Annotated in this window: 16 protein-coding genes and 1 other annotated feature; all 16 genes read left to right on the top strand. The window is 38.9% G+C overall.

What is annotated here, in order from left to right; genetic code table 11:
* Positions 1–169: 169 nt before the first annotated feature.
* Positions 170–1963: an FAD-binding protein gene (locus tag OZX58_RS04565; RefSeq protein ID WP_277141749.1), complete on the top strand. Its 1794-nt coding sequence runs from the start codon at positions 170–172 to the stop codon at positions 1961–1963.
* Entirely contained in the window at positions 1963–3378 is a 1416-nt protein-coding gene (locus tag OZX58_RS04560) for a DASS family sodium-coupled anion symporter (RefSeq protein ID WP_277140455.1), read from the top strand. The genes OZX58_RS04565 and OZX58_RS04560 overlap by 1 nt, the downstream gene beginning before the upstream one ends.
* Before the next feature lie 139 nt (positions 3379–3517).
* Positions 3518–3766 (top strand) — a binding site (T-box leader).
* Between the two features lie 113 nt (positions 3767–3879).
* The gene (brnQ, locus tag OZX58_RS04555) at positions 3880–5262 is read left to right on the top strand and encodes a branched-chain amino acid transport system II carrier protein (protein WP_277140454.1); all 1383 of its coding nucleotides are present in this window, start codon (positions 3880–3882) and stop codon (positions 5260–5262) included.
* Positions 5263–5716: 454 nt separating this feature from the next.
* A complete protein-coding gene (brnQ, locus tag OZX58_RS04550) occupies positions 5717–7093 on the top strand; it encodes a branched-chain amino acid transport system II carrier protein (RefSeq protein WP_277140453.1) in 1377 nt (458 codons plus the stop codon).
* Positions 7094–7229: 136 nt separating this feature from the next.
* Positions 7230–9275, top strand: coding sequence for a copper-translocating P-type ATPase (locus OZX58_RS04545; protein ID WP_277141747.1), 2046 nt, complete (start codon positions 7230–7232; stop codon positions 9273–9275).
* Positions 9276–9386: 111 nt separating this feature from the next.
* Positions 9387–9938 (top strand): isochorismatase family cysteine hydrolase, encoded by a 552-nt coding sequence (locus OZX58_RS04540; protein WP_277140452.1) that lies wholly within the window; start codon positions 9387–9389, stop codon positions 9936–9938.
* Between the two features lie 249 nt (positions 9939–10187).
* Complete coding sequence (locus tag OZX58_RS04535; RefSeq protein ID WP_277140451.1) at positions 10188–11591, top strand: class II fumarate hydratase; 1404 nt, start codon at positions 10188–10190, stop codon at positions 11589–11591.
* A 16-nt stretch (positions 11592–11607) separates the two neighbouring features.
* Positions 11608–13008 carry a flavocytochrome c gene (locus OZX58_RS04530; protein ID WP_277140450.1) on the top strand — a complete coding sequence of 467 codons (1401 nt, stop codon included), beginning with the start codon at positions 11608–11610 and terminating at the stop codon, positions 13006–13008.
* A 200-nt stretch (positions 13009–13208) separates the two neighbouring features.
* The gene (locus OZX58_RS04525) at positions 13209–14138 is read left to right on the top strand and encodes an L-lactate dehydrogenase (protein WP_277129572.1); all 930 of its coding nucleotides are present in this window, start codon (positions 13209–13211) and stop codon (positions 14136–14138) included.
* A gap of 14 nt (positions 14139–14152) precedes the next feature.
* Positions 14153–14851 (top strand): RraA family protein, encoded by a 699-nt coding sequence (locus OZX58_RS04520; RefSeq protein WP_277129573.1) that lies wholly within the window; start codon positions 14153–14155, stop codon positions 14849–14851.
* Between the two features lie 19 nt (positions 14852–14870).
* Entirely contained in the window at positions 14871–16337 is a 1467-nt protein-coding gene (locus OZX58_RS04515) for a DASS family sodium-coupled anion symporter (protein ID WP_277129574.1), read from the top strand.
* A 12-nt stretch (positions 16338–16349) separates the two neighbouring features.
* Positions 16350–17147 carry an alpha/beta hydrolase gene (locus tag OZX58_RS04510; protein WP_277140449.1) on the top strand — a complete coding sequence of 266 codons (798 nt, stop codon included), beginning with the start codon at positions 16350–16352 and terminating at the stop codon, positions 17145–17147.
* The gene (gene citC, locus OZX58_RS04505; protein WP_277140448.1) at positions 17135–18190 is read left to right on the top strand and encodes a [citrate (pro-3S)-lyase] ligase; all 1056 of its coding nucleotides are present in this window, start codon (positions 17135–17137) and stop codon (positions 18188–18190) included. Before OZX58_RS04510 ends, citC begins: the two co-directional genes overlap by 13 nt.
* Positions 18180–18476 carry a citrate lyase acyl carrier protein gene (gene citD / locus OZX58_RS04500; RefSeq protein WP_277129577.1) on the top strand — a complete coding sequence of 99 codons (297 nt, stop codon included), beginning with the start codon at positions 18180–18182 and terminating at the stop codon, positions 18474–18476. Before citC ends, citD begins: the two co-directional genes overlap by 11 nt.
* Positions 18477–19391, top strand: coding sequence for an aldolase/citrate lyase family protein (locus tag OZX58_RS04495; RefSeq protein ID WP_277140447.1), 915 nt, complete (start codon positions 18477–18479; stop codon positions 19389–19391).
* Positions 19381–20919: a citrate lyase subunit alpha gene (gene citF, locus OZX58_RS04490; protein ID WP_280923776.1), complete on the top strand. Its 1539-nt coding sequence runs from the start codon at positions 19381–19383 to the stop codon at positions 20917–20919. Before OZX58_RS04495 ends, citF begins: the two co-directional genes overlap by 11 nt.
* Positions 20920–20996: the final 77 nt, after the last annotated feature.

Raw genomic sequence — 20996 nt, 5'->3', positions numbered from 1 at the left:
TCTTTTTATATTATATTAAATCGCCCAAATAATAGCAATAAATACTTGATAATTCAACGTTTATTGGCTATTTTTAAAAATGATTTTAGCTAAAAATAAAGTAGATTTATATTTATGAAACCGATATATTTATTTTTGGTAAAGATTTATGAAAGTGCAGGTAATTATTTTGATTTACAATTCAACACTTAAATGGGATGCAGTTTATGATGTTATTGTTGTTGGCTTTGGTGGTGCTGGCGCTGGCGCTGCCAGATTTGCGGCTGACAATAATGCTAAAGTCTTATTAATTGATTCTGCTCCAGAAGGTCAAGAAGGGGGCAATACCCGTTATGCTGGCGGGGCGTTTGCTTGGAGTGATAATTTCGATGATTTGCGTGATTATTATAAGCAAACTTATTATCCATTCAAGTATGATCCTAAAGATCTAGATGCGTTTGTTAACAACGTTTTACAAATGAAAGAATATTCAAAAGAATATTTTGGAATTGATGCCCAATACACAGGCAGAAGACCTCAAGGTGAATACCCAGAATATCGCCATGCAGATACGATGCGTTCACAATCAATGACCCAAGGAATGTATAATGGCGGCTTTTGGAAGTTATTACGTAAAAAAGTTTATGAACGACTAGACAAAATTGATATTTGGTTTTCAAGTCCGGCACAACATCTAATTCAAGATCCAGAAACGAAAACAATTCTTGGTGTTCAAATTAAGCACCAAGGGCAAGTTCGTTATGTAGCTGCCAAAAATGGTGTGGTTTTATCATGTGGTGGCTTTGAAAATAACCAAGATATGGTGCAGAACTTTTTGGGACAAGGATCTTTGGCACCAATTGGAACTTTATATAACCAAGGTAAAGGGATCGATTTGGCTGTTGAAGCTGGTGCGCGTTTATGGCACATGTCCAACTATGATTCTCACGGCTTTTCACTGAACGAAGGCAAACCAAGAGAAAAATTTGCCTACATGATTAACTGGAAGAGTTTGTTTAACGGCAGTATTTTTGTCGCAGGTGATGATGGTACCCGTTATTATCGTGAAGATGAAGAAGATCGTCATGGTTATAAATATAATCATGGTAACTGGATTATGTTGCCGAACCAAAATCACCCGCACATTGTGATGGATCAAAGACAATATGAGCAATTGGCTAATGACACTTCTGATAAGGCCGACCAAATTAAGGAACTAATCTCCTATGCAATTAAAGCTGATACAATTCCAAAATTAGGTGAGAAGATTAATGCTCCTAAATTGCTGCAAGCCGTTGAAGATTTTGGCTTTGTAACTGAAGTAACTAAACGCGATCTGCTTTTGAACCGGAACATTGAAACAATGCGTGCCTTTGGTGCTGGTCCATACTATGCAATTCCGATTCGTCATAATATTTTACATACTCATGGTGGCGCCCGCCGCAATGAAAATTGTGAAGTACTTGATATGGCTAATAATGTAATTCCACATCTGTATGAAGCGGGGGAATTAGGCGACATTTTTGCTACTAAGTATATTGGTGCTAACAGTATTGCAGATTTACTAATTTCTGGCAAAATTGCGGGAGAAAATGCCGCATGGCCAAAACGGAAGATTGTCGACTTTGACCTTATTAGTCATGCAAGTAAGGCACCAGAATTGAAATCTGATGCTCATGCTTCCTCAAGTGACTATGAAGCTGGTCCAAATCAAGGGATTGGAATTAGTGAAAACGGAATTAACGACGTTCCGATTGTTGTCCGTGCAACTGTAAGTGACAATCAAATTACCAATATTGAAACTTTACAGCAAAAAGAAACGCCATCTCTTGGTGGACGTGCAATTCCGGCGTTAACTAAAGAAATGCTGGCTAAGCAGACTACTGATGTCGATGCAGTTAGTGGCGCGAGTGTAACTAGTGCTGCCTTTAAAGCTGCAGTTAAGCAAGCAATTAGTAACGCCAAAAGTGAAGGAGAGAACTAATGTTAGACAAATTTCAGTGGAAAAAATGGGTGCTGCCCTTAGCAGTCGGCATCATTTTGTGGCTATTAACGCCATTAAAACCAGGAGCAATCAGCGTTCCTGCTTGGCATTTGTTTGCAATCTTTATTGCAACGATTATTGCCTGTGTAACTAAGCCACTGCCGATGATGGCAGTCACGATTATTGCCATTGTTGTTGCTACCTTAACTGGTATCTTTAAAATGGACGAAGTTGCGGCCGGCTTTGGTAATTCAACTGCCTGGATGGTTGCAATGTGCATGTTCATGGCTGCTGGCTTTATTAAGTCAGGCTTGGGCAAAAGAATTGCTTATTTCTTTGTTAAAACATTCGGCAAGAGAACTTTAGGTTTAGCATATGCCTTATCAATGGTTGAAACTGTGTTGGCAATCGGTATTCCAAGTAATAATGCCCGGGTTAACGGCATCATGTACCCAATCATTGATAATTTATCAAAAGAAATGGGTTCAGATCCTAAAAAGGGAACTCAAAGAAAAATGGGTTCATTCTTGGTCTTTAATGAATACGAAGTCAACATTGTTACTTCAACCATGTTTCTTACTGGCCTAGCTGGTAACATGGTGGCATTGGGAATCGCTAAGACGCAGAACGTTTCGATTTCATGGATGCAATGGTTTATTGCCGCAATTGTTCCAGGAATTATTTCGTTACTTGTTGTTCCATTTATTTTATATAAGATTTATCCGCCTGAAGTTAAAGAAACACCAAATGCTCATGCTTGGGCAAATGCCAAATTAAAAGAATTGGGTAAAACGACTGTTGCAGAAAAAATCATGGCTGCAGTCTTTATCTTGGCAGTTATCTTATGGCTTGTAGGTTCCAAAATCGGAATCGACGCAACTGAAGTTAGTTTTATTGCCGTAGCCTTATTATTGATTACGGGAGTAATTAATGTTAAGGACTTACTTGGTCAAAGTTTTGCTTGGAACATTTTAACTTGGCTGTCAATTATCATGTTAATGTCCCAGAAGTTAATGACGTTGGGCTTCTTCCCATGGTTCTCAAAGACCTTAGGTAACGCACTACACGGCATGAACTGGATTTGGGTTTTAGTAATTCTTTACTTGGTTTACTTTTACTTGCACTACTTGTTCCCAAGTATTACAACGCAGATTTCTGCTTTGTATGCTGGATTCTTGTCAGTTGCAATCGGTGCTGGCGTGCCGCCATTGATGGCAGCCTTAATGCTTGCTCTTGATGGCTCACTATACTTGTCAACTTCAACTTATTCTGCTGGTCCTGCTGCTTTACTTTCATCTACAGGATATGTATCTAATAAAGATTGGTGGAAATTAAGTGCAATTATCGGGGTTGTCCTTAATGTTATCTGGCTTGGCGGCGGATTGCTTTGGACTAAGGTAATTGGTATGTGGTAAAAAACAAAAAAGCCTTGTTGCACTTTGAAAATGCTACAAGGCTTTTTATTATCAGGCATTATGGGCAAGGAATTAAATTAAAATAATTTACCGCCCACTTGACAAATAATGAGTTAATTATTAAAATATTTTTAATATTTAAAAAGCAATGAAAAGAAAAGTATGTTTGCAGGTAATGCACAGAGAGTTCCGGCTACTGAAATGGAACCACGAATGCAAACAGAATATCCCTTGGAGCTATCTGGTGAACAAAGTAACTAGAGTTGGTAACACCCATTAACGTGTTAGCGTATCGCAGTAAAGCCGTACGTGAAGTGACTGCTGAATTTAGGCAAAGCTGGATTTAACAGTAAGATAGGTGGTACCATGCCGAATAAGCACCCTTGAAGTAAGATCAAGGGTGCTTTTTTATTGCTAAAAATAGGGCAGGTGATGGACTCATGAAAGTTAAAATTAGCATCCGAGTAAAAGTTAGACAATTTATTAAAATGGAGGTTAAGTATGGATGAGTTAGAACAAGATGTTAATCAAAAACCATTAACTTGGAAGCAGTATTTAGTTGTTGCCTCGTTACTGTTTGGGCTATTTTTTGGTGCTGGTAATTTGATTTTCCCAATTCACTTGGGCCAAATGGCAGGAGCGAATTGGGGACAGGCGACCCTCGGCTTTTTGGTAACTGCGGTTTTACTGCCGTTACTATCAGTTTTAGCAATTAGTATGACACATGCAAAAGGGGTCTATGACATTGGTCTGCCGCTTGGTTCCGCATTTGCCTTGGTCTTTATGGTCTTAATTCACTTGACTATCGGCCCACTTTTTGGGACACCGCGGACTGCCAGTATTTCGTTTACAGTTGGCGTTTTGCCAATGCTGCCTAAGTCATGGGCACAGGTCGGTCTGTTTATTTTTTCGGCATTATTTTTTATTTGTGCCTTTTTGGTTGCTTACAGGGAATCAAATATTTTAACTAGTATCGGTAAAATCTTAAATCCACTCTTTTTGCTATTATTGTTCGTAATTTTTTTGCTAGGCTTTTTCTCACCAATGGGTCGTGCTAATGCGCAAAAAGTTACTACTGCCTACCAGCAGGCACCATTTTTTAACGGCTTTTTGCAAGGATATAATACGATGGACGCCTTGGCTGGGCTGGCCTTTGGGGTAACCGTTGTAACTGCTGTTCGGCAAATGGGCAAGACGACTGCTAAGAGTAATGCCAAAGTAACCGCTAAGGCCGGCGTTTTGGCAACAGGTACGATTGGCTTAATATACATTGCGTTAATTTGGCTTGGGGCCACAACATTAAATCATTACAAGTTGTCGCCAGATGGTGGGGTTGCCTTTAATCAAATTGTTACCTATTACCTTGGTGGTTTCGGGCATGCACTACTAGCAACATTGATTACCGTTACTTGTTTAACAACTGCTGTCGGCTTAATTGCCGCATTTGCCCAAGATTTTCACCGTAGTTTTTCTAAAGTGAGCTATCATACTTGGCTATTTTTGATGACTTTAGCATCATTTTTGACCGCTAATTTTGGCCTTGATACGATTATTTCTTGGTCAACACCAATGTTGATGTTCCTTTATCCGTTTGCCATGGTACTAATTCTGTTGTCAATTACGTCACCACTATTTCACCGTGATTCTGTTGTTTACTTTTGGGTTGTATTGTTTACTTTAATTCCAGCCTTTTTAGACATGGTTGCAGCCTTGCCGCCAGTAATTAGTCAAAGTTCGTGGGCTTTGAATTTACATGCCGTGCAGCTTAAGTACTTACCGTTTGCGGCAATTGGGATGGATTGGCTAATTCCTGCTCTTATTGGTTTAGTTATCGGGCTTGCTTGTCATTTTATTAAAGAAAGAACAGCTCGGGCAAAGGCATAAGTGTTCATTGCATCAAACTTTTTTGTTTTTTAGTTGACAAAAAATGGGTCGATGATTAGAATATTATTAATATTTAACAAGCGAAGAAAAGAAGAGTACAGTTGCAAGTAGTGCCACAGAGAGTTCAGACGGTGAAAATGAACCACGATAGCAACTGGAAAGTAACTTTGAGCTATCTAGTGAAGTAATAGTAGCTAGTATTGGTAACACCCATTAACGTGTTAGCGTATCGCAAGTAATTGCCGTACGTGAAGTGACTGCTAAATTTAGGTAAAGCTAGATTTAACAGTAAGATAGGTGGTACCGTGCCAAAGCACCCTTGATTTTTTATAATCAAGGGTGCTTTTTTAGTTACCTTGTAATTCGTTTTTTAGGAAGTGACAACTTTGAAAAAATACGTGTGCTAGCAATAATAACGAACTTATTGCATTAAATAAAACTGGAGGTTAATTAAATGGAAGAAATTGAACAAGACTTAAATACCAAACCACTAACATGGAAACAATATTTAGTCGTTGCTTCATTATTATTTGGATTATTTTTTGGAGCAGGAAACTTAATCTTTCCAATTCATCTGGGGCAAATGTCCGGTGCTAATTGGGGAATTGCCACGATTGGCTTTTTAATTACTGCCGTGCTGCTGCCACTATGTGCAGTTTTGGCGATTAGTGCCAGTCATGCCAAAGGAGTTTTTGATATTGGTCGGCCACTGGGGCCTAAGTTTGCCTTGGTCTTTATGGTTTTAATTCACTTAACGCTAGGGCCATTATTTGCTACGCCAAGAACAGCGAGTATTTCTTTTTCGGTTGGATTACAGCCAGTTTTACCGCAAAAATTAGCTAAGCCTGGACTGCTGATATTTTCCGCGATTTTCTTTATTTTGGCATTTATTATTTCGTATGAGCAATCAACAATTTTAGACAGTATTGGTCGAATTTTAAATCCAATTTTCTTGATATTGCTTTTTGTAATTTTCTTAATGGCCTTTTGCTCGCCAATGGGAGCAGCAAAACACCAGCCAGTAACTGCAGCTTATCAAAGTGCCCCATTTTTTAATGGCTTTTTGGAAGGCTATAACACAATGGATGCCTTAGCAGGTCTAGCCTTCGGTTATACGATTGTTTCGGCTGTTCGCCAACTAGGTAAGACAAGTGCCAAGAGCAACGCTAAAGTTACTGCTCGTGCTGGAGTATTAGCTACTGGTGCAATTGGTATCATCTATATTATCTTGATTTGGCTTGGCTCAACCACGCTCAATCATTACAAAATTTCACCGGATGGTGGGACTGTCTTTAACCAAATTGTTACCTATTACTTAGGTAATATTGGGCATGCTTTATTAGCAACTTTGGTTACCTTAACTTGTTTAACAACTGCGGTTGGCCTAATTGCCGCATTTGCCCAAGACTTTCACCGCAGTTTTAGCAAGGTTAGTTATCATGCCTGGCTTGGCATCATGACCTTTGCCTCATTTTTAACTGCTAACTGCGGCTTGGATACAATCATTTCTTGGTCAACGCCAATGCTGATGTTCATTTATCCAATTGCGATGGTTCTAATCATTTTGTCAATCACAGCTAGTTGGTTTGACCATGACCCGATAGTTTATTTCTGGGTAGTTGTATTTACAGTTATTCCTGCAATCTTCGATATGATTGCTTCGTTCCCGCCGGTTATTAGTCAAATGCATTGGGCACTGCAAGTTCGCGCATTCCAATTAAAAATTCTGCCATTTGCGGCAATTGGAATGGATTGGATTATTCCCGCCTTAATTGGTTTAATTATCGGTTTAGCATGTCACTTTTATCGTAAAGCAAAATTAGCAAAATAGTTAATGAAAATCTAGGATTATAATCCTAGATTTTTTAGTATCGAATTTTTGACATCCATCGTTTACCACAGTAGATTAAAAGTGCAGACTAGACAAAGTTAATTGTAAAAGATGGGACTGATTTATTTTGGCAAAAATGAACATGACAGATAATCATAAAATGCAGATGGGGCATAAACAGCCAATGATGCATGATAACAAGATGCCAATGCACAATAGCGATATGATGATGCATGGCGGGCACATGATGCACATGGGTAATCTGAAACAAAAATTTTGGTTCTCATTAATTTTAGCGTTACCAATTTTATTTTTGAGTCCCGCAATGGGCGTTCATTTGTTCTTTCAGTTTTCTTTTCCTGGTTCAGAATGGGTTGTGATGTTATTTGCGACTGCCTTATTTATTTATGGTGGCGAGCCGTTTCTTAAGGGTGCTTTTTATGAATTAAAAGATAAAAAACCAGAAATGATGACGCTAATTTCACTGGGGATTATTACAGCCTACATTTATAGTCTGTATGCCTTTATTCAGAATAATCTCAATTCAAGTTCTCATCACGTGATGGACTTTTTCTGGGAACTAGCGACTTTGATTTTAATTATGTTATTAGGCCACTGGATTGAGATGAATTCGGTTATGCGGGCTGGCAGTTCAGTTAATGACTTGGCTAAATTACTGCCTGATCGAGTTCATGTCCAAAATGCCAAGGGAATAATTGATGTTCCCTTGGCGCAAGTCAAAAGCAGCGCTGTGGTAGTAGTAAAGTCCGGTGAAAGTATCCCACTTGATGGCATTATCGTTGCGGGATCAAGCGACGTTAATGAATCCTTGGTTACTGGAGAGGCGCGTTTAATCACACGCCAAAAAGGTGACCACGTAATCGGTGGCGCAATTAATGGCTCAGGAAAATTGACAATTAAAGTAACTAATTCGGCAAACAGCGGCTTCTTGGCTAATGTTAATCAGTTAGTTCAATCTGCGCAGATGAACAAGTCAAAATTGCAAACTCTTGCCGCTCAAGTATCAGGTTGGTTATTTTACGCTGCATTAATTATTGGCATAATTGCTCTAATAGTTTGGACTGCCAATCAGGGGATTGCTGCCGGTCTTGAACGAATGGTGACGGTTTTGGTAATTGCTTGTCCGCACGCACTGGGATTGGCAATTCCGTTGGTTAGTGCTAAAAGTATGTCTCTTGGAGCTAAGCACGGTTTACTAATTAGGAACCGGAATGTGATTGATATTAGCCCCAAAATTAATTATTTACTGCTTGATAAAACTGGTACGTTGACTGAAGGCAAGTTTCAGGTTCGCAAGTATGATAGTTTAGATGAACAACTGTCATCAAAACGGGTAATGACGCTGATTGCTTCACTTGAGCAAGATTCAACGCACCCAATTGCCCAAAGCATTTTACAGTTTGCACATGCTCACGAAATTCCGCTTTTGCCGATTGCTAATAGTAAAAATCTTACTGGTAAGGGAGTTATGGCGACAGTTGCTGGCCAGGAATATTTTTTAATTAATGAAAAAGCCGCCCGTGAGCAAGTTCGTGACTTTCCGCAAGTTGCAGTTAGCGATTATACCGTTAGCTACTTGGTCCAAGGTCAGCAGGTATTAGGGTACGTGGCTGTTGGTGACCAGATTAAGCATGATGCAGCTTCGCTAATTAGCAAAATTAAGCAGCACAACATTACTCCTGTGATGTTAACCGGTGATAATCAGCAGGCAGCGCAAAGCATTGCCCAGCAATTAGGGATTAGTGAGGTTCATTCTGAATTAATGCCTGCTGATAAAGAAAAAATTGTTGCCAAATTGCAAGAGCAAGGCAACAAAGTAATGATGGTGGGTGATGGAATTAATGATGCACCAAGCTTAGCGCGGGCAGATATTGGCGTCGCTATTGGTGCCGGTACGGATGTTGCGGTTGATTCTGCAGATGTGGTTTTGGTTAATAGTAGGCCATCAGATATCATTGACTTTTTAGAATTGGCACAAAATACTCATCGCAAGACTGTTCAAAATTTATGGTGGGGTGCGGGTTACAATATTATTGCCCTTCCATTAGCTGCCGGTATTTTGGCGCCACTGGGAATTATGTTAGATCCTGCTTTTGGGGCAATTCTAATGTCCTTATCAACTGTGATTGTTGCAATTAATGCTGAAACGCTGAAAGTATAATTAATAATTTTGGGCAAAAATTGCTTAATTTTATCAAAATAATTCGGTTTATATTAAAAAATATAGTATAATTGTGATTAATGTTTAGATTTTGTTACTTGGAGAAAGCATATGGAAAATAAAGAAGCACTTTTAATTATTGATTATACTTATGACTTCGTTGACGATCATGGGTCCCTAACTTGCGGGAAGGCTGGACAAGATTGCGAGCCAACAATTATGAAGCTGGCTAAGCAATTTGTTACGGACGGTAATTATGTTGTTTTACCAACAGACTGCCATCATCTTAACGACCCGTTTCATCCAGAAAGCAAGCTGTTTCCACCACATAATATTGAAGGTACAAGCGGCCGCGATTTCTATGGCGAATTAAAGACTTGGTATGAAGAAAACAAATCTGATAAAGTTTGGCAAATGGATAAGACACGTTATAGCTCTTTTGTTGGGACTAATCTTGACCTTGACTTGCGCATGCGCAATGTCAAAACACTTCATTTAGTTGGTGTCTGCACAGATATTTGTGTCCTGCAGACAGCAATTTATGCTTACAATTTGGGGTATAAAGTTGTTGTTCATCAAGCTGGCGTAGCCGGAACAACACCGGAAAATCATCGCTTTGCTCTAGAAAATATGGAAAACAACTTGGGTGCAGAGATTATTTAGCGAGTTGCACTTATTAGATCTAAATTAAGTAAAGACCACGTAAATTTTACGTGGTCTTTTTTGAATCAATTTGTATTAATGAATTAAAAGGAAATTTCTGAATAGTTTTGTTACAAAAATTAAAAAATACCCTTTTATTTTGAGATTATTGAAAAATAAAAGCAAAAAATGTATTATTAATGTGGAATTTAAAAAACTAAAGTATAATTTTAAAAATATTAGGACGTCAGTCCCAAAAGGAGACTTATTATGAGCAAAGAAGAATACCGTATTGAAAGTGATACGATTGGTCCAGTAAAAATTCCTAAAGATGCATTATGGGGTCCACAAACCGAACGCAGCCGCAATAACTTCCCAAGTGGTGAGTTAATGCCATTAGCTATTATTCGGGCATTTTTGCAATTGAAGAAGGCCGCTGCTCAATCAAACGTTGAAGTAGGGGATGAACCAAAGGAAAAGGGTGCCGCAATAGTAGATGCCATTGACCAGCTCTTAAAGCTAGATGATGTTGATTTGCGGAAAGATTTTCCATTGCACGTTTTGCAAACTGGTTCAGGTACCCAAAGTAATATGAATGTTAATGAAGTTGTTGCTAATTTAGCTAATAAGCTTCATCCAGGTTTAGACATTTTGCCAAATGATGATGTCAATCGGGGACAATCATCCAATGATACTTACCCAACTGCAATGAATATCGTGGCAGTTGAAGCTTTGGACAAGTTAGAACCAGCTATTCAACATTTAATTGATGAATTAAAGATTAAGCAAGACAAATATTGGAAGACAGTTAAAGTTGGTCGAACACACTTGCAGGATGCAACACCTGTTACTTTTGGTCAAGAAGTATCCGGTTATATTTCAGCTTTGAAGCACGATTTAGCTTACATCAAGGAATTAAAGCCAACTTTGTACGAATTAGCAATCGGTGGTACGGCTGTTGGTACGGGATTAAACGCTGCACCAGGAATGACTGAAAAGATTGCCGGTAAATTGTCGGAAGTTTACGGTCATACTTTTGAAGTTAAAACTAATAAATTCTGGGGCTTAGCTCACCATTCCGGTCTTGATGTCGTTCACGGTGCATTGAAGACTTTAGCTGCTGATATGTTTAAGATTGCTCAAGATATTCGCTTCTTGGCTTCAGGTCCTCGTGCTGGTTACCATGAATTAAATATCCCTGCTAATGAACCAGGTTCATCAATTATGCCGGGTAAAGTTAACCCAACACAAGCTGAAGCTGTCACAATGGCTGCTGCTAAAGTTTTTGGTAATGATACAACAATTACTTTTGCTGCTTCACAAGGTAATTTTGAAATGAATGTCTTTAAGACAGTGATGATTGCTGCATTTTTAGATTCTTGTGATATTTTAACTGGTACAATCACTGGGTTTGCTGATAAAATGGTTGCTGGTCTAACTGTCAATTCTGCAAGAATGGACGAATTATTGGAAGATTCATTGATGACTGTAACTGCATTATCACCACATATTGGTTACCATGACGCTGCTAAGATTGCCCAGGCTGCTGATAAAGAAGGCACTACCTTAAAAGAAGCAGCTTTAAAGAGCGGTAAAGTTACGGAAGCCCAATATGATGAGTGGATGGATTACATGCAAATGACCAATATTGACCGGACAAAACCTGAAGAATAATTAATAGAGGAGAAATATGGCAAAATTTATTTTTACCCCAAATCAAAGTTCTGAAATCAAAAGCGATTATGATGCAGTAATTGTTGGTGCTGGTGGTGCTGGTCTGACTGCTGCTATTCAAGCACATGAATTAGGCTTAAATGTCGCAATTTTTGAAAAAAACGATGCGTTAGGTGGTAACACTAACCGAGCATCATCTGGGATGAACGCTTCCGAAAGTTTAGTGCAATTAAATGACGGCATTATTGATAATAAAGAAGATTTTTACCAAGAAACCTTAAAGGGCGGCGGTTTAATGAACGATCGCGACCTCTTGCGCTACTTTGTCGATCATTCGGCAATTGCTATTAGTTGGTTAATGGAACACGGAATTGAATTAACCAATTTAACGATTACTGGTGGAATGAGCAAGAAGCGGGCTCACCGTCCAGCATCAATGGCTCCAGTTGGCGGGTACCTTGTTACAGGTTCTTTGAAGCAAGTTCAAAAGGATAACATTCCCGTTTTCAATAATTCTAAAGTAATTAAGTTGATTGAAAACGATGCAAAGCAAGTTACTGGAATTGAAGTTGAGACTGATGCTGGCGTTAAAACTGTTAATGCTAAGGCAGTTATGCTTGCTTCCGGCGGTTTTGGTGCTTCTAAAGAAATGATTAAGAAGTATCGTCCAGACTTAGCTGAATATAAGACAACTAACCAACCTGGTGCGACTGGTGACGGGTTGAAGTTGGCAAGTACAATTGATGCCCAGTTAGAGCAAATGGACTTTATTCAAGTTCACCCAACAGCTCAAACTGATACTGATCACGTTTACTTAATTGGTGAAGGTCTTCGCGGTGAAGGTGCGATCTTAATTAATCAAGCTGGACAACGGTTTGTTAACGAATTGAATACTAGAAAGATTGTCTCTGATGCAATTACTAATTTACATGAGGACGGCGCTTACTTAGTATTTGACCAAGGTATCCGTGATAACTTTACTGCAGTTGAATTTTACGATCATGTTGGTTTAGTTAAACATGGCGATACACTTAGTGACTTGGCTCAAGAAATGGGCGTTGATGCTGCTAATTTGGAAGTAACCGTTAAAAATTGGAATAATTCCGTTGCCGCTAAAAATGATGCAGAGTTTGGCAGAACAACTGGAATGGATCGTTCAATTGACCACGGTCCGTACTATGCAATTCATATTCATCCTGCAATTCACTACACGATGGGTGGAATCCACATTACGCCAAAAACTGAAGTTTTGGATACAAATGGTAACATCATTAAGGGCTTGTATGCTGCTGGTGAGGTCTCTGGTGGATTACACGGGAACAACCGAATTGGTGGTAACTCAATCGCTGAAACTGTTATTTTTGGTCGTCAAGCTGGTATCCAGATGACAGAGTTTGTTCAAAAAAGTAACAAGTAATTATTAATAAAATTAATCACAAAGAAACTATTTCAAATGAAATGGTTTCTTTTTTTGTCCAAAATGCAGCAGATTAGCTTAATTAAAATATTTAAAAATAAAATTATTTATTTTAAATATTGAAAAACATACTAATCGGATTTATAATAATTTGTGTAATTAAGTACAATGTTTTTAAATTTTTGAAAGGAAACTTGACTATGAACAGAAAAGTATTACTTGTTGGTGATGGCGCAGTTGGCTCAACTTTTGCTAACGATTTACTTCAACACACAAAAGTAAATGAATTAATTATTGCTGATGTTGTGAAGAAACGCCCAATCGGGGACTCAATGGATCTTGAAGACATTATTCCATTTGCTGGTGAATGCAACATTCATCCAGGTGAATATTCTGACGCAAAAGATGCTGACGTTGTAGTTATTACTGCTGGTGTGCCACGTAAACCTGGTGAAAGCAGATTGGATTTAGTTAACAAGAACGTCAATATTTTAAAGAGTATCGTTCAACCAGTTGTTGATTCAGGCTTTAATGGTGTCTTTGTAGTTTCTGCAAATCCAGTTGACATTTTGACTACTTTAACTCAAAAGTTGTCAGGTTTTCCTAAGAATAAAGTTATTGGAACAGGTACTTCTCTCGACTCAGCTCGTTTACAAGTTGAATTGGCTAAAAAGTTAAATGTTCCTGTTGCAAGTATTAATTCAATGGTTCTGGGTGAACATGGTGACACATCATTTGAGAACTTCGATGAATCCGTAGTTGCTGGTAAAGCCTTGCGTGATTATGATGAAATTAATGATGACGTTTTAGCCGCTATTGAAAGTGATGTTCGGCAAAAGGGTGGCAACATTATTGAAAATAAGGGTGCCACTTTCTATGGTATCGCTGTAATGTTAGCACAAATTGTTGGCGCAATTTTGGATAATCACGCAATTGTTTTACCATTGTCCGCACCAATTAATGGTGAATATGGTATTAAGCATGATCTGTACTTAGGAACACCAACTGCTATTGATGGTACAGGAATTAGTCATGTTATTGAAACAAAATTATCAGATGAAGAACAAGCTAAAATGCTTAATTCAGCTGATAAGATGCAAGAAGTTCTGTCAGGTGTCAATTTAGATTAGAAGAGGCGTTTTTAATGGAAGATGGCAAGCGAATTTTTTTAAAAAGAGAATTGCCAGATGCAGATGTAATTAAAGCATATACGGAATTACCTTCATCTAACGTGGCTGACTGTATGAACAGGACCGGGGCAATGTCACCGCGGATTAGATTAATGTCTAAACCGAAAAAGGAAATGTGCGGTCCAGCCTTTACTGTTCATAATCGGCCAGGTGACAACCTGACAATATTTGCCGCATTAAAATATTGTCACCCAGGCGATGTGGTTGTGATTGATAATGAAGGCGACAATACTCGCGCCATTATTGGTGAAGTAATGATGACGTGGCTGAGAGACCAACGACATGTTGCCGGAGTTGTCATTGATGGACCAATGCGCGACATTGATACATTAAGAGATTGGGATTTGCCAATTTATGCGGTTAGTACAACACCTAATGGACCTTATCGAGAAGGTCCTGGGGAAATTAACGTCCCAATTTCATGTGGTAATACCAGTGTTTATCCCGGAGATATTATCTTAGGTGACGCTGATGGGGTTGTTAGAGTAGGCCGAGAAGATGCTGCAGAACTATTGCCAAAAGTTCAGGCTTTTCACAAAGAAGACGATGCTAAAGCTGCAAGTTATCATGATGGTACTGGCAATTTAGACTGGGTTGATACTAAGCTTGCTGAAAAGGGTTATAAGATTATTGACGATATATATCGCCTTTGAATAATAAAGAAGGATAATTATGAAAACTTTAGAGAAAGTGAATTATAAAGGCTTTATTTGGCCTTTAATAATTGGAATTGTCCTGTGGTGTATTACGCCTTGGCGACCAGCCGGGTTAACACCGCAAGCTTGGGAAATGTTTGCCGTCTTTGTTGCGACAATTGTTGGTTGTATCACTAAGCCGCTGCCAATTGGGGGAACAACTTTAATTGGTCTGATTGTAACTGTTTTGGTTGGACTTGCCCCAATTGGCGATGTTGTTGATCCCAAAACAGGCGTTGTTACCAAGGGTATCTTGAGTGCATTCAGTAATTCAGCTGCATGGCTAATTGCGATGGCTTTCATTATGGCCTACGGCATTAGTAAGACTGGTTTAGGTAATCGGATTGCTTACTGGATGATCCGGCGTTTTGGTAAAAAGTCAATCGGAATTGGTTACGCAATTACCGGTTTGGAACTGATTTTAGGAGCTTTAATTCCTTCTAACAGTGCCCGTACTGGTGGTGTAGTTTGGCCAGTTACCCAATCAATTTCAGAAAGTTACGGCTCAAAACCAAACGATCCTTCACGAAAGAAGATTGGTGCATATTTAGACTTTATGGCCTTTCATGCTAACACAATCTCAACGGCATTGTTTATTACTGGTGCGGCACCAAACTTGGTTGCTTCGCAAATGGCTGCCCAAAAGGGTTATAACATGAGCTGGATTAGTTGGTTTATCGCTGCATTAGTTCCAGTAATTGTTGCCACGATCGTTGTGCCAATTGTTATTTATAAAATCTTCCCACCAGAGATTAAAGAAACACCGAATGCTAAAAAATGGGCTGATGACCGGTTAACAGAAATGGGACCAGTCTCAAAACCTGAAAAAATCATGGCTGGTGTCTTCTTGATTGCAATCATTCTTTGGGTTTTATCTGGAATTATTAAAATTCCACAATTAGATTCTACTTTTGTTGCGTTCTTAGCTGTTGGTCTGCTTCTATTAACTGGTGTTCTAACAATGAACGACGCCTTAAAGCAAACTGGTGCTTGGAATATCCTGATTTGGCTGTCAATCTTAGTCTTTATGGCTGGTAAACTGATTTCCTTTGGCTTCATTGATTGGTTCTCCAAGACAATTCAAACAAGTTTGCACGGTGTTAGTTGGCAAATCGTACTGTTAATCTTAGTTATCTTGATGTTCTATACTCACTACTTCTTTGCCAGTGGTACAGCTCATATAACAGCACTTTACTTACCATTCCTATCAGTTGCCGTTGCAACTGGTGCGCCACTTAAGTTAGCTGCAATGCTTCTTGCATTCACTGGTGCAATCAATGCTTCAACAACTCACTATGCTAACGGACCCGCATCGATTTTAGCTACGACAGGTTACGTCAAGCAAGGTGAATGGTGGAAGATGAACTTCCTGTTAGGAATTATTTATCTGCTAATCTTCGGTGTTATTGGAACATTATGGATGAAAGTCATTGGTATGTGGTAAGGAGTAACAACAATGGATTTTACCACTAACGATGGTATCCAATTGCATTATTACGATACAGGTGAAGCTAAACCTGCAATTGTTGCTATCCCCGGCATTGGCGGGTCGAGTCAGATGTGGCTTGATGTCATGCAGTTATTTAAAAATGATTTTCGTTTCATTATTTTAGATCCTCGCAATCAAGGTCTGTCGCAAAGGACCTATCAGGGACAGAGAATTAGCCGACACGCTCAAGACTTGGCAGAATTACTGCAAAAGCTTGATTTACATGATGTAATTGGCATTGGCAATTCAATGGGAGCAGCTACTCTATGGTCATATATTTCTTTATATGGTAGTGAAAGGTTACGAGCAATCATTGATTTGGACCAACCACCCAAAATGATTCGTGACCAAACTTGGCAGTATGGCTTTAAGGAATTAACGTGGGATAATTACCCCGAATATTTAAAAGTAGACTTTGGCAATGCTTTTTATGCTCACATTAACGATGAAATGTTTGCAAATGCTAAAAAAGAAGCTGAAGAGCATCCTTATCTTGCTGAAGATAATTATCTTTGCCTAATCGATCACGCAGAGCAAGACTGGCGCGACGTGATAATGGAGATGCCGGTACCAATGCTTGTTCTAGCTGGGAAAAATTCACCGTTTTTCGATTATCATTTTGCATTTGCCATGCAAAATTTGAATCCTAAGATTCAGGTTAAGATTATCGACAATTGCGGCCATCTAATTCAAGCTGAACAGCCACGTGCCATGTATCATGAAATTAGTGATTTTTTAAAGGAAGCTGCCCAATGGACCAAATAGTAGATCTTTATTTAAGCGATCAAGCAGTACGGACCAAATGGGAGCAATTATTACTAAAACTAGGTCTAAGCAATTTTAGTGCTCGCGAAGTTAATACCATTGACCATACTTTAGGTATTGTTGATGACGAAGGTCAGTTAGTGGGAACGGGTAGTGTTGCTGGCAATGTCTTAAAATACATTGGCGTTTGTAATCAAGACGCAACTCCCGGCAGCCGTTTTAATCAGATAGTGACGGCTTTACAACAATACCAGTTTAACCGTAAGATTTTTCATAATTTTGTCTTTACTAAGACCCAATACTCAACTAGTTTTCAGCATCTTGGCTTTACGGAATTGGCGCATACTGGACAAGCTGCTTTTTTAGAGAACGGTACGCCAGATGTAGATGATTTCTTAGCAGCAATTCCGCAAATTCCAAATCAAAGTTCTAAAAAAGTAGCAGCGATTGTCATGAATTCCAATCCGTTCACTTTGGGTCACCGACAGCTTGTCCAATTGGCTAGTCAAGAAAACGATTTAGTCTATGTTTTTGTTGTCGCAACAGATGCTTCTTTATTTAAAACTAGTGAGCGAATGCAATTAGTCAAGGATGGCACAGCTGATTTAAAAAATGTCCTTGTTGTCAGTGGCGGTGACTATTTGGTTTCCAAAGCGACTTTTCCGGCATACTTCTTAAAAACACCGGATGATTTAATTAAGACTCAGACTACAATTGATGCACGTGTTTTCAAAAATATTATTTCACCTAAGTTGGCAATCGACAGGCGGTATTTGGGGACGGAACCTTTCTCACATACAACTAATTTCTACAATGAGAGTTTAATTAACGAACTCAGTCCCCAGATTGACGTCAAAGTTGTGCCACGGTTTAGCAATAATAATCAAGTAATCACGGCGACTCAAGTAAGACGGCTGATTAAAGCAGGAGACTTAGAAGCAATTAAGTCACTTGTCCCACTTTCGACAATGAACTTTATTAAAAGTAATCAAAAAATTTTACAAACTAGAATTCAGAAAGGAATGAATATTAATGGAAATTAAAACAATTGGTGTCGCAGGAACTTTAGAATCCTCAGATATCCAAATTATGATTTCTAAAGGCAATGATGGTATCCAAATTGACTTAGATTCAGAAGTAATCAAGGCATACGGCGATCAAATTAAAAAGGTAATCACAGATACCTTGAACAAATTTGGCATTAATAATGCCAAGGTCAAAGCAACTGATAAGGGTGCGCTTGATTGTGTTATTGCTGCACGTACTTTAGCAGCAGCACAAAGAGCTACTGAAACTACTGATAAACCAGAATTGGAGGTATTGCAATAAATGACTTACGTAAAAAATCGTTTACGTCGGACGATGATGTTTGTACCTGGCAATAACCCAGCAATGGTTAAAGATGCTGGGATTTACGGTGCCGACTCAATTATGCTTGATTTGGAAGATGCGGTTTCTTTAACTGAAAAAGATGCTGCTAGAATGCTTGTTTATAATGCAATTAAGCACGTTGATTTTGGCGGTGCTGAAATTGTTGTGCGTATTAATGGTCAAGATACACCATTTTACGACGAAGACGTTAAAGCAATGGTTAAAGCCGGCGTTGATGTTATCCGTTTGCCAAAGACAGAATCAGCTGAAATGATCCAAAAATTAGTTAAGGATATGGAAAAGGCTGAAGAGGAATACGGTGTTGAAAAAGGTTCAATTGGTGTTATGGCAGCAATTGAAAGTGCCAAGGGTGTTTTAAATACGCCAACTATTGCAACATCAACACCATTAATGATGGGACTTGCTGTTTCTGGTGAAGACTATACTGCTGATATGCATACTCACCGTTATCCAGATGGCCGCGAACTTGAATTTGCTCGGAATATGGTTTTACAATCAGCTCGGGCAGCTGACGTTTATGCTTTTGACACGGTCTTTTCAAATATGAAGGATACTGAGGGCTTTTATCGCGAGACAAGATATATCTATGAACTTGGTTACGATGGTAAGTCGCTAGTTAACCCACGGCAAATTCCAATGGTTAACGAAGTGTTCAACCCATCTAAAGAAGAAATCGAAAACGCCAAAAACGTTCAAAATGCGATTAAAGAAGCTAAAGCCAAGGGTTCAGGTGTTATTTCAATGAACGGTAAGATGGTTGATAAGCCAGTTGTTGCCAAGGCAAACCGCGTTATTGAAACTGCCAAAGCTTCGAACTTAATTGATGAGGAGGGTAATTACATTGGAGAATAAAGTTAACCGTAAATTACCAGATGAGTTAATGTCAAAGATGAATTTAAAGCCATTTGAATCAGCTACTATCGGTAATCCAGAAGTTCAAAGAGTTGCACCTAAAGTTCGGGTTACTGCAGGCGAAGATAAAGTTGTCGACTCACTTGAAGATGTTATTAAGAATAATCTTAAAGATGGCATGACAATTTCTTTCCACCACCACTTCAGAAATGGTGACTTTGCTTTTAATAAAGTAATGGATAAGATTATCGAAATGGGTTATAAAGATTTAACTTTGGCACCATCTTCTCTTACTGGCGTGATGAATGATAAAGTAATTGAAGCAATTAAAAAGGGCGTTATCACCAATATTGTTTCTTCAGGAATGCGTGGATCACTAGGTGACTTTATTTCTCATGGTGGCCTCAAAAATCCAGTTATTTTCCGTTCACATGGTAATCGTGCTCGGGCAATTGAAGAGGGCGACATTAAAATTGATGTTGCTTTCCTAGGTGTTCCAGTTTCAGATCCAGCCGGTAACGCCAATGGTCAAGATGGTGATGCTGTCTTTGGTTCACTTGGCTATGCCTTAATTGATGCGCAATACGCTGATAAAGTTGTGTTGTTGACTGACAACATTGTTGATTATCCAAATACACCAGCTTCAATTAAACAGGATCAAGTTGATTATGTCGTTAAAGTTGACAAGATTGGTGATCCAGATAAGATTGGTTCAGGGGCAACCCGCTTTACTAAAGATCCAAAAGAATTAAAGATTGCGCAAATGGTTAACCAAGTAATCACTAACTCACCATATTATAAGCAAGGCTTTTCATTCCAAACTGGTTCAGGTGGTGCCGCATTAGCTGTAACACGTTATTTACGGCAATCAATGCTTGATGATGGTATTACAGCTTCATTTGCTTTGGGTGGTATTACTAAGCCAACAACTGATCTTCTTGAAGAAGGATTAGTCAAGAAGATCATGGATGTTCAGGACTTTGATAAAGGTGCCGCAGCTTCAATGGCTCAAAATAAGGACCAACAAGAAATTGATGCTTCTTGGTACGCTGACCCACATAATAAGGGTGCAGTTGTTAATAATTTGGACGTTGCAATTTTATCGGCTCTTCAAATTGATACTGACTTCAACGTTAACGTAATGACTGGTTCAGATGGTGTTATTAGAGGTGCGATTGGTGGTCACCAAGATGCAGCCAATGCCAAAATGACAATTATTACCGCGCCACTTGTTCGTGGACGTAACGCAACAGTTGTGCCATCTGTTGAAACAGTGGTTACACCAGGTGACTCTATCGACGTACTAGTAACTGAACGCGGGATTGCCATTAATCCTAAGCGGCAAGATTTAATCGCTGCGTTTAGTAAGGTTCCTGGTTTGCAAATTCTTGATATTAAAGATTTGCAAAAGATGGCTGAAAAGCAAGTTGGTGTACCAAAGCCACTTGAATATACTGATCGAACAGTTGCTTTAGTTGAATATCGTGATGGTTCAATTATTGATACTATCAAGCAAGTTAAAGACTAAAAAATTATAAATTAAAAGCGTGGAAATAAGTAATAGCTCGTTTCCACGCTTTTTAGTTATAATAATGATAAAAGGGA

Origin of the sequence: Lactobacillus sp. ESL0680 (assembly GCF_029392855.1) — a bacterium.
GTDB lineage: Bacteria > Bacillota > Bacilli > Lactobacillales > Lactobacillaceae > Lactobacillus.
The sequence above is the reverse complement of the archived record's forward strand: the minus strand, read 5'-3'. Positions and strand labels throughout refer to the sequence as shown.